Source organism: Sphingobacterium sp. HSC-15S19, from assembly GCF_050433745.1.
GTDB lineage: Bacteria > Bacteroidota > Bacteroidia > Sphingobacteriales > Sphingobacteriaceae > Sphingobacterium > Sphingobacterium siyangense.
This window is the reverse complement of sequence record NZ_JBNPWQ010000006.1, coordinates 144,889-157,071: the sequence shown is the minus strand read 5'-3', so window position 1 is coordinate 157,071 and position 12,183 is coordinate 144,889. Positions and strand designations below refer to the sequence as shown.

Here is a 12,183-nt window from a genome sequence, read left to right as displayed (position 1 = left end):
TTTTCATTGTATAGTTGTTGTGGTGCTCAATAATTTTGCAAAAAGTTGCAAATGGATTGGGGCGAATGATAGTCGGCAAAGGATCCCATTCAAGAGAACAGGTTGGTGTTGTTAACTTATTTGGTGGTGGCGGAGCTATGAAAAATTTTCTCATTATTATTGTTTTTCTTTGGCAGTTGGCCTATGTTTATGGACAGCCCAACAATGCCCATTTTTTTTCCCTTCAAGATGGCTTAAGCAATCAGCAGGTACTGGATATCGTGCATGACGATGAAGGATTTATGTGGGTAGCCACAGAGCTAGGGCTGAACCGTTATGCGGGTAAGTCTTTTAAATCGTATTATGCCGCCGATAAGCAGGACGGTCAATCGATCAATAGCAATGAAATTAATACGTTGCTGTATGCAGACAGGAAAGTGTATATCGGAACAAGGTCCAATGGGCTGAATGTGCTTGACCTAGGCACAAATAGATTCAGTTATTATACACATGATGCAGCTAATCCAAAATCCATAGCCACGAATGATATTACGGATATGATTGAAGGCAAGGATGGGAAATTGTGGTTAGCGACCTACCATCAAGGGGTGCAGCATTTTGATCCGGTAACGGGAGAATTTAGTCATTTCAATAAAAAGAATTTTCCGGGTCTTCCCGAAAATAGCATTTGGTCTCTGGCCGAAGATCAAAAAAGAATGCTTTACATCGGGCATGTTAACGAAGGTTTAACAATAATGGATCCCATTAGCCATTCTTTGAAAAGACTAACTAATCACAATACCTCCGGACAATTACCAGATAATGAAATTAAAGTTTTGTTTTGTGATCAAGCCGGCAATATGTGGATAGGGACCCGAAAGGGGCTGGCTGTGTATCATCCAGCTTCCGGTAAACTACAGCAGATTTCTTTGGCAGGATTGGCAAAAAATGGAAATGAACCTTTTGTATATGCGATTAAGGAAATTGGCCATACATTGTGGATAGGCGCCGAATCGTCGCAACTCTTTTTATTGCAGCCGAGCTATGGTTATGATAAGCGTATTGAAGCCGTACAGCATGTAGAGCGTTTTGATCTGGGGAAAGGCAATAATACGATGGTTCAGCATATTACTCCCGATCGGTTTGGAAACGTTTGGCTAGCGTTATATGGTGGTGGCTTGGGAGTTGTGAGTCATATAGCCCCCTTCTTTAGTTTCTTTCCATCAGACAATATGCTGCCGGATCGACTGGCAACAGTGAGCAATGTATTGGTGGGGGAAAATCGGACAATACGTTTGGCGACTGAAGGTTCAGGTCTGGTCGAAATGAATGCGGAAGGGCGTTTATTGAGACAGATTACCAAAAAGAATGGTGGGGCAGACGATTTCCTGCTAACAGCTTTTAAGGACCAGCATCAACATGTTTGGCTCGGATTACGTAAAGGTGGAATTGCCGTTCAATATGCTGGATCGTCCGTTTGGAAAACCATTGATTTAGGTGAGCCTGTGACGGAGGTACGCGCGATTTATGAGGACCATTTGGGACAGATCTGGTTTGCAGCACATCAAGGGGTATTTATATATGATGAAGGAAAGGGGCATGTCCAGAAGCTTTTGATCAACAAACCAATGCTTGGCGATTATGCGCCCCGAACGTTGATGGAAGATGGCCAACACAACATGTGGGTCGGAACTTATGGGCAAGGACTCTATGTTTACGATCCTCAGCATAAACTGCTTCGAAAAATGGACAAGGGTAATGGCTTGCAAAATAACACGATTAATCATTTGTTGCGGGATAGAAATAACAATATCTGGGTGGCTACAAATCAAGGACTGGCTGTACAGGAAGCGGGTAAGAAGATTGGTGATCTGTCTCTATTGATGCCTCCGGGAGGGAATGCATGGCTTTTTGTCAATGGACTCGCAGAAGATCAGACCGGAAATATTTGGTGTTCGACCAAATCGGGGATGTTACGCTATGTCCCGAAAGAAAGACGTTTTCTACAATATGACCAGTCTTTCGGTTTGCCTTTGGGAGGTTTTATCAATGCAAGTGTAGGAAAAGACAGTGAAGGTCGACTGTATTTTGGGATGCAGGAAGGAATGTGTTATTTCAACCCAGCCACAATCCCGTCCAATTTACCAACCTCGTCCCTAAGTATTAGCCGATTTATTGTTTTTCGATCCGGAGAGTCCGGTACGCAGGTCGATAAATATCCCTCGCCGACAAAGGCGATTGAACTCAATTATGATGAAAATAGCTTTCGTATCGAACTTGCTGTCATGGACTTTGCTCTAGACGGTTTGGTCGAGTTTGGCTATAAATTGCAAGGGCTTAATAATGACTGGATCTTTCTGGGAAACGAGACCAACCTCGATTTTCGTAATATACCCTACGGTGAACATGAGCTACTGATTCGTACCCGGATGAAAAATGGGCAATGGTCGCAGGACTACCAGCATCTATTGATCAACATTGCGCCACCTTTTTATCTCAGTTTATCCGCCAAGATCGTGTATCTGCTCCTTGTGCTGCTAATTGGATATATTATCATTTCTTTCTATTTCAAAAAAATGAAAGCTGAATCCGAACTAAAACTGAAAGAGCGGCAACATGTGCAGGACGAACAGTTACATGCAGAGCGCCTAAATTTCTATACGCATATAACACACGAGCTACGGACACCTTTGACGTTGATTCTAGGCCCCCTTGACGACCTGTCCCAAGAGCAGCAGCTTACTGAAAAACATCGCGAACTGGTTCAGACGGTACAGAAAAGCGCTAATAGACTCTTCACATTGGTCAACCAGTTGTTGGAATTTAGGAAGGTAGAATCGCAGTTTAAACCCTTTGTACCTGAAGCTGGGTCTTTGGGAGAAATGCTCGTAGATCTTGCCCATAAATATAAAACATTGAATCACAAACCTGGTCTTCGGGTGTTGTCTGAACTCCCTGTGAAGGATTCACGTACGCTATTTGATGCCGAAATCGTACAATTGATCGTCGATAATTTATTGTCGAATGCCTATAAATATACCGAGTCAGGTTATATTAAACTAAGCTTGCATTACGAAGAATCGGATTTGGACCATTGGGCGGTGTTGTCCGTAGAAGATACAGGAGTAGGTATTGACAAAGAAGATATCGGTAGGATTTTTGAAAAGTATTATCAGGTTGCGGGTACAGGTACTCAGGGTACGGGTATTGGTCTGGCCTTGGTGAAAGAACTTGTGGCGATCCATCATGGAAAGATTGATGTGAATAGTACATTTGGTCTTGGTACCACCTTTACAGTAAAATTGAAAACCGATCGATTACCTGTTGAGAATGGCGAGCTGCCTGTTTCTTCGCAACGTCCGCTAGTGCTATTGGTTGAGGATGATCTGGAACTTCGTGAATATCTGGGAAGTACCTTGCAAAGACAGTATGATGTAGTGCTCGCCGAAAATGGAACTGTAGGCTATCAAATGGCGATGGCTAGAGTGCCCGATTTGGTGATCAGTGATATTATGATGCCCGATATGGATGGTTTTCAGCTTGTACAGCAATTGAAACAGGAACGTAGCACAAGTCATATCCCACTGTTGCTATTGACAGCAAAAAACACCGATGCAGACCGACAACGGGGCTATGATCTGGGGATAGACTCCTACCTGATCAAACCAGTTACAGCAGCTTTACTTTTCAAACGTATTGACAATCTATTGAGCCGACAGAAACAGATCAATGAACTGATTTTGGAAAGTTTAAATACAAAATCATCTTTTTCAACTACCAATATAGAACTAGAACAAAAGCCTACGGAGGAACTCTGGCGTGAAAATGAATTTGTTCAGGATTTTATGCAGATCGTCGAACAGCATATGCAGGATGAGGTATTGGATGCTGCTACCCTCGCTGATCGCATGAATATGAGTCAGTCTACCCTTTATCGGAAATTGAAAGGCATCACAGGGAAAAATATCAATCAGCTCGTACGTAAGATACGTATCCATAAGGCGGCAGATCTACTTCGGACCGGGAAGTATAACGTGACTGAAGTGTCATTTATGGTCGGAATCAATAGTGCGATTTATTTTCGGCAATGTTTTAAAGAGGAGTTTGGCCAGCTACCTTCCGAATATCAACGATCCGACAATAAAGCTCGCGTAGTGTATTAAAACAATCCACATCAGATAAGTATGCCCCTACTATTTAAACATAGCTAGGGGCATAGTTTTTTCGTAGATCAGTTTGAAAAAAAACATAAAATATGCCTTAAATATATTTAAAAAACTGTTTTTGACTAAAAAATATATGTTTTTTGACGGATTTGTGTACGATAGAATGCTGCAAAATCGGCTAAGTTTGAGGTATTAATCCAATTATAAATCTAGGTAGGGGTGGCAACGATGCAAAAGAAATAACCAAAGTAGACCGTAGTTTACCATCATATTGTCTTGTCCGGCTAGATTGTATTATTTACTGTTTAATTCGTATTGAAATTTATGAAAAACTTAAAGATTGCTTCTTTTTACACCATGTTGAGCGTGATGCCAACATTGCTGTATGCGCAGGAGAAGGTTACGGGACAAGTTTTCAACAAAGCAAACGAGCCTATCGTTGGTGCGAGTGTACTCCTCCTGGAAGGGGGGAAGGGAACCTCAACAGACAAATCGGGGAAATTTGAGCTGAATGCTAACAAAGGAACGCTCGTCGTGTCATTTGTTGGGTATAAGACTCGTCGAGTTCCATTGGATGGAACAACAAATTTAAAAATCCAGCTCGAGGCAGATGAAAATGTATTGGAGGATGTCGTCGTTGTTGGTTATGGTAAACAGTCCAAACGTAATATTACAGGGGCGGTAAGCAATATTAAATCAGAGGATATTGTACGGTCGTCATCGACGACGACTGCTGGGGCTTTGGCAGGAAAGGTACAGGGGATCTCAGTGCGTGCCAAAGACGCGCGTCCCGGTCGTGGTGCAGCGATCGAAATCCGGAATATGGGCTCGCCTTTATATGTAATTGATGGTGTTGCTTATGGAGGTCAGGAAGGTACTGATTGGGTTGGTACACAGAATGGCTCCGGCGCAGATATCTTCAATTCGCTGAATCTAGAAGATATTGAGAGTATCTCTATTTTGAAAGATGCCGCCGCAGCAGTATATGGATTCCGTGCTTCCAGAGGTGTTGTATTGATTACCACCAAAAAAGGTGCAAAAGGAGAAAGTGCAAAAATCAATATTAATGGCTACCAAGGCTGGCAAAATTTGACACGTTTTCCGACCATGGCAAACGCTAAACAATACACACGTGGATTGGTTGAGGCCGCACAGAATGAAAACCGCGACCCGAGGACGGTATATACGCCCGAGGAGTTGGCGAAATGGCAGGCAGGGACAGAGCCCGGCTACCAAGGCTATGATTATTATGACATGGTGATCCGTAAGAATATTCCACAGCGATACATCAATGCCAATGTTACCGGTGGAAATGAAAAATCCAATTACTTCCTGTCATTGGGCCACCTCAATCAGGATGCAATGATCAAGGATTTCAATTATAAGCGAACCAATTTCCAGGCCAATATGGAAGCTGAGGTACTCAAAGGACTTACTGTCGGGACGCAGATTTCAGGAAGACATGAGGGCACACAGGATGTTGGCTTACCAGGTGGGGATGGATACTTCTCGTCTATTTTGGCTATTATGAAAAATAGGCCGACTGTAGGTCCCTACGCAAATGACAATCCGGAATATATCAATCATACCAATGATTTTCCCTATAACCCGGCTCTCTTTAGTCGCGATATTGCCGGCTATAAAGACAATAAATACCTTGCTGGAAATGTGAATCTCTTTGCGGCCTATAAGACAAATTTTGGTTTGTCGGCAAAAGGAACTGTTTCTTACAACTATACCAACAATAAATTTGAAGGCTTCCAATATACCTATGATGTATATCGGTACGAAAATAATGCCTATAAGCGTACTGGTGGAAGTGATGCTGGCTGGCGTTACGATACCACGAGGGAGATTGTTTCCCGCTTTGCACAGTTCCAGATCGATTATAACAAGCAGATCGGCGATCATACTTTCGCGGGAATGTTAGGCTATGAGCGTTCAGATTGGGACCGGACGTATAAGGCATTGGGCGCAAATCCTTCAAACAATTATATTCCGTTGTTAAGACTGTCGGAGCTCAATAGTTTGGCCGATGAATGGGCTTACGAGGCTCGGGCTGGATATATTGGCCGTATCAATTACAACTACAAGGGCAAGTATCTTCTGGAGGTACTGGGCCGTTATGATGGTTCCTTTAAATATTATGAAGGTAAACGCTGGGGATTGTTTCCAGGAGCATCGGTAGGTTGGCGTATTTCGGATGAAGGGTTCTTTAAACCCTTAAAATCTGTGGTGAGTGACCTTAAAATCCGTGGTTCGATCGGACAAACAGGACTTGAAGAGGGGGTGGGAATGCACGATTACCTTGCCGGGTATAATTGGGCGGCTGGAAGTGCTGTCTTAGACGGAGCTTATGTGCCCGGGGTACAGCCTAGAGGTTTACCAGTTCGCAACCTCTCCTGGGTTAAAAACACCAATTATAACATGGGTATCGATGCGACACTGCTGAAAAATAAGCTGACATTGACGGCCGATATCTTTAAAATTATCCGTACTGGATATCCTGGCAAACGATACGATGTCCTATTACCAGCAGAAATCGGTTATGATCTTCCCAATGAAAACCTCGGTAAGAACGGCTATTATGGAGCCGAAGGTATCATTACCTATACCGATAAGGTCGGTGAGCTTAACTATGTTGTCAGTGGGAATATGACTTTTTCACGTTATCGTGACCTAGAAACCTATAAGCCTCGTTTCAGTAATTCGTGGAATGAATACCGTAACTCGATTGAAGACCGCTGGGGTGGAGTATGGTGGGGATACCAAGTAGTTGGACGATTTCAGTCGGAAGAAGAGATCCGTAACCATCCGATCAATAATGATGGTCAGAACAATAGGACGCAACTTCCTGGTGATCTGATTTATAAAGATGTAAACGGCGATGGGGTTATCAATGATATGGATCAGCGTCCGATCGGTTATCCGACGGGTTGGGCACCGATGATGAGCTTCGGTGGTCGGATAGGACTTGACTGGAAAGGCATCAACTTAAATATTGATCTGGCCGGTGGTGCGGTGCAATCCTGGTTTCAGGATTATGAATTACGTAATGCTTTCCATGGTGGGGGTAATTCTCCAGCTTATCTACTTGAAGATAGATGGCATCGCAAAGACCCTTATGATCCAAACAGCGAATGGATTCCGGGACGCTACCCTGCGATTCGTAACGGCAACTCGGGTCCCAATAGTCGAAATAGTGATTTTTGGTTGACCAATGTACGTTACCTGCGTGTCCGCAACCTGGAGGTTGGATACAATCTGCCAAAAGCATGGATTCAAAAGATAAAGGCCGAAAAAATACGGTTCTATATCAATGCCTCAAACTTGATTTCTTTTGACAATGTCAAAGACTACCAGATTGATCCCGAGATCGAAGCGAGAGCAGCAGTAGTATATCCACAGCAAAGGGTATTTATGGTTGGATTTAATATGACTTTTTAACATGAAACTACGATTTAAACTTACATATATAGGAGTTGCTTTATTGACCTTGTCCTCGTTGAGCAGCTGCAATCACGACGATTGGTTTGACCGGGATTCAAAATCATTGATTACCGATGCACAGCTTTGGAATGACCCAAAACTGTTGACTTCACTCGTCGCCAATTATTACGATAGAATGCCAACGCTACATGGTGTTTTCAATACAGGAGGAATGACTGAATTGGATGATGCCATGTGGTCGGGACATCGCGATCAAAACTGGCGTAATGATTATCAGTTTGGTGACGATTACGGTCGCTATTGGGATTATGGATTGATTCGGGATCTGAATCTTTCCCTCGAAAATATCGATCAGTTCAGTACACAATTGTCTGATGCACAACGCAAGCAGTACAAAGCCGAAATACGCTTCATCCGCGCTTTCGTTTATTTTGAGCTCGTCAAACGCATGGGTGGGGTTCCGATCGTTACAACCCAGCTCATCTATGACTTTAGCGGTGATCCAACACCATTGCAGGTGGCACGTGCCAAGGAGTATGAAGTCTACGATTTTATTTACAAAGAATTGGAAGAGATCAAGGAAGATCTTACCGTCTATAATGCCAGTAAGACCAGAGCCAACAAGTATACAGCATTAGCTTTGGAAAGTCGGGCAATGCTTTATGCGGCGTCCATCGCGAAATATAATAATCTAATGGCCTCACCGATAACGACTGCCGGAGGAGAAGTGGGGATTCCCGCCAATATGGCGACGGGGTATTATACCAAGTCGCTAGCTGCTTCCAAGGAAATTATGAATGGCCCCTATGCACTTTATAATGAGAATGCCGATAAGGGTGCCAATTTTTATGATATGCTCAATAAGAAAACTGGTGCTGAAGTCATCTTTGCCAAGGATTTTGTAACGAGTTTAAAAGTTCACCGCTTTGCTTATGACAATATCGTCAGAAGTCTGACCGAAGACAATGAGTCATCATCGACGATTTCTCCTTCATTGAGTCTTGTAGAAAGTTTTGATTATCTAGACGGTAGCAAAGGCACACTACATGATAAAAACGGCGCAGGAAATTACGTAGCCTACCAAAATATCAACGATATTTTTGCGAATAAAGATGCTCGTTTGTTTGGGACTGTGATTTATCCGGGAACTTCCTTTCGGGGACGTGCTGTGAGTATTCAAGCTGGAGTGGCAACTTGGGGGACGAATGGAGCTTACCAGTTTACAGCAGCGCCACAACTGGGACAGAATTATGCGAGTGGTGGTTTGTGGACCGGCTTTGATGGACCGCTTTATGACGCACAGGACGTCAGCAACACTGGCTTCTATATCCGTAAATTTGTCAGTGATGCGCCGGCAGCCAGTACTCGCGGTACATCAGCTGCTAACTGGTGGCCGTGGTTTCGTCTTGGTGAAATTTATCTCAACGCGTCAGAAGCTGCATTTGAGCTGGGACAGACTGTGGACGCAAGAACTTACGTCAATAAATTACGCGAAAGAGCAGGATTTCCGGCCAATAGCGTTAGTAACCTAACGATGGATATTATCCGGAACGAACGTCGTGTGGAACTTGCTTTCGAAGATCATCGTTACTATGATCTTAAAAGATGGCGTATTGCACATTTGGTGTGGGACGGATCGGAAAATGATCCCAACGCTGTTGTATATGGACTATATGCTTATCGTGTCGTGCGTCCAGGGCATGCCGATGACGGTAAGTATATCTATGAACGGGTAAGACCTGCGCGTTTCAGAAAGGCACGCTTTTTCCGTATGGCCAATTATTATGCGTCCATTAGTCAGGATGTCATTAATAAAAATCCTAAAATAGTTAGAAATCCATTCCATTAATCTAGTTGTACGATGAAAATAAAATTTTTAAGCTTATTGGTAGCTTTTGCAAGCTTACTCGTTGTAGGTTGTAAATATGATAATTTTGAAGCCCCAAAATCAACGCTTTCGGGACGCGTTGTTTATGAAGGAAAGGCGATTGGCGTTCGGAATAATGGGCCTCAATTGGAATTATGGCAGGATGGGTATCCGCTTCGCTCAGCAATACCCGTATATTTTGATCAGGACGGCTCTTTTTCTGTTAGTCTTTTTGATGGCGAATACAAATTGGTGCGGAAAGGAGATTCACCATGGCTACAACAGGCAACCGATACGGTTTTGGTGCAAGTAAAGGGCAATACGACAATTGATGTGCCTGTAACACCCTATTTCACGGTGACAAACGAGTCTTTTCAAAAAAATAATAACAGTATTACTGCTAACTTTACGGTTAATAGAATAGTAGGTATGGCAAATTTGGAGTTTGTGCGACTTTACCTCGGTAAATCTGTTTTAACAGATCAGGTACAACGCGAGCTACGTGTGGATGCCAATTTGGCTAATGTTGCTTTTGGTCAACCGACAAGTATCGTTGGTGAATTGCCGGACAACCTGAAAAACCTCGATTATGTGTTTGCCCGAATAGGGGTGAAAGCTACGGTATCCGGAGAGTACTACTATACGGCAGTTCAAAAAATAGCTTTAAAATAGGTGCTGATGGCAAGTAAAATTGCCGGATTACGAAGCCACGGGATCATATTCCGTGGCTTTTTAAAGATGCAAAAAAAAATGGTCTAATGCTTATTTATTCTACTAAACCTTCATGAAAAAAAACAAAATTTCAATCTTAGTTACCTTATTTTTAATACATGCTACATGCGGTGTTTTTGCTCAGGCTTATCGCAACGGACCTACGGACAAAGATTTTGCAGGTTATTTATTTGCCTATTTCAAAGGTAATGCTGTCGCAGATGAAGCGGTTTGTTTTGCGATCAGCACAGATGGCTATACCTACAGAGCCTTAAATGAAAACCAGCCTATCCTGGATTCGAAGGCGATCAGCAAGACTGGTGGTGTACGGGATCCCCATATCCTCCGTGGCGAAGATGGGAAAACATTTTATATGGTGCTCACCGACATGACCTCCTCCAAAGGCTGGGATTCCAATCGGGGTTTGATCCTGCTAAAATCCGAAGACCTTGTGCATTGGTCTCATCAGGCAATCGATATCCAGCAGCGTTTCAAAGGTCAGGAAGCGTTGAAAAGAGTATGGGCACCACAAACTATATATGACCCTTCGGTCGGTAAATACATGGTGTACTGGTCCATGCAGCACGGAAATGGTCCGGATATCATCTACTATGCCTATGCTAATAAGGAGTTTACAGATTTTGAAAGCGAACCTAAAGTGCTGTTTCTTCCAAAAAATGGTAAATCCTGTATCGATGGCGATATTATTGCAAAGAATGGCTTGTTCTACCTTTTTTACAAAACTGAAGGACATGGAAATGGCATTAAGCTGGCGATAACCGATTCTCTGACTTCGGGAAAATGGATTGAACAGCCGGGTTATAAACAGCAAACCAATGATGCTGTGGAAGGATCCAGTGTCTTTAAACTCAATCAGTCCGATAAATATATCCTTATGTATGATGTCTATGGTAAAGGGAAATACCAATTCTGCACCTCCGAAGACCTTGATCGTTTTAAAGTAATCGACCATCAAATTGACATGGATTTCCATCCACGTCATGGGACCATTATTCCTATTTCAAGACAAGAACTTTTGGACTTGACCTCCAAATGGGGGAAACCCAAAGATATAGAATTCGCATTCAGAAAGAATCCCGTTTTGGATGGCTTTTATGCCGATCCAGATGTACTCTATTCCAATAAAACAAAAAAATACTATATCTATCCAACGAGTGATGGTTTTGATGGCTGGGGGGGCTATTATTTCAAGACCTTTTCGTCTTCCGATCTCAATCAGTGGAAAGATGAAGGGGTGATTTTGGACCTGAAAAAAGATGTTGCCTGGGGACCTCGCAATGCATGGGCACCTACAATAACGGAAAAGAAAGTCAAGAACGATTATAAGTACTATTATTATTTTACAGCAGCGCAAAAGATCGGTGTTGCGGTGGCTGATTTACCTACCGGGCCTTTTAAGGACGCGGGAAAACCGCTGATCGATTTTAAGCCTGAGGGTGTCAATGGCGGGCAGGAGATTGATCCGGCGGTGTTTAACGATCCGAAATCGGGAAAAAGCTATCTGTATTGGGGAAATGGCTATCTGGCTGTTGCTGAACTCAACAAAGATATGGTTTCCATCAAAAAAAATACAGTAAAGGTACTCACTCCGGATAAGACATTCCGCGAAGGTGCCTATGTTGTCTACCGTAAAGGACGCTATTATTTCTTTTGGTCAGAAGATGATACCCGGAGTGAAAATTATCGGGTACGCTATGGAACTGCAACTTCCCCAGATGGACCGATCACAGTTCCGGCTAATAATTTAGTCTTACAAAAAGATCCTGCGAAAGGGATCTATGGCACTGGGCATAATTCGATTTTGCAGATTCCCGGTAAAGACGAATGGTATATTGTTTACCATCGATTCAATTATCCCAAAGGTATTGATATGGGCGACGCAGCAGGATTTAACCGGGAGGTATGCATGGATCGTTTGTATTTTGATGATCAGGGCCATGTGTTGCCTGTTGTTCCAACGCTTTAATCACTTGAACCAAATGCAAAAAG

At 43.1% G+C, this 12,183-nt stretch carries 5 protein-coding genes; all 5 read left to right on the top strand.

The features are described 5' to 3' along the window. Positions 1-35 precede the first annotated feature (35 nt). Positions 36-4,142: a hybrid sensor histidine kinase/response regulator transcription factor gene (locus L1283_RS06745; RefSeq protein WP_429625961.1), complete on the top strand. Its 4,107-nt coding sequence runs from the start codon at positions 36-38 to the stop codon at positions 4,140-4,142. Between the two features lie 327 nt (positions 4,143-4,469). Continuing rightward, positions 4,470-7,592 (top strand): SusC/RagA family TonB-linked outer membrane protein, encoded by a 3,123-nt coding sequence (locus L1283_RS06740; protein WP_145327889.1) that lies wholly within the window; start codon positions 4,470-4,472, stop codon positions 7,590-7,592. Between the two features lies 1 nt (position 7,593). Then, on the top strand, positions 7,594-9,444 hold the full coding sequence (locus tag L1283_RS06735; RefSeq protein ID WP_145327888.1) for a RagB/SusD family nutrient uptake outer membrane protein: 1,851 nt from the start codon (positions 7,594-7,596) through the stop codon (positions 9,442-9,444). A gap of 12 nt (positions 9,445-9,456) precedes the next feature. Next, positions 9,457-10,134: a DUF3823 domain-containing protein gene (locus tag L1283_RS06730; protein WP_145327887.1), complete on the top strand. Its 678-nt coding sequence runs from the start codon at positions 9,457-9,459 to the stop codon at positions 10,132-10,134. Between the two features lie 112 nt (positions 10,135-10,246). Then, positions 10,247-12,160 carry a family 43 glycosylhydrolase gene (locus tag L1283_RS06725; protein WP_145327886.1) on the top strand — a complete coding sequence of 638 codons (1,914 nt, stop codon included), beginning with the start codon at positions 10,247-10,249 and terminating at the stop codon, positions 12,158-12,160. Positions 12,161-12,183 lie beyond the last annotated feature (23 nt).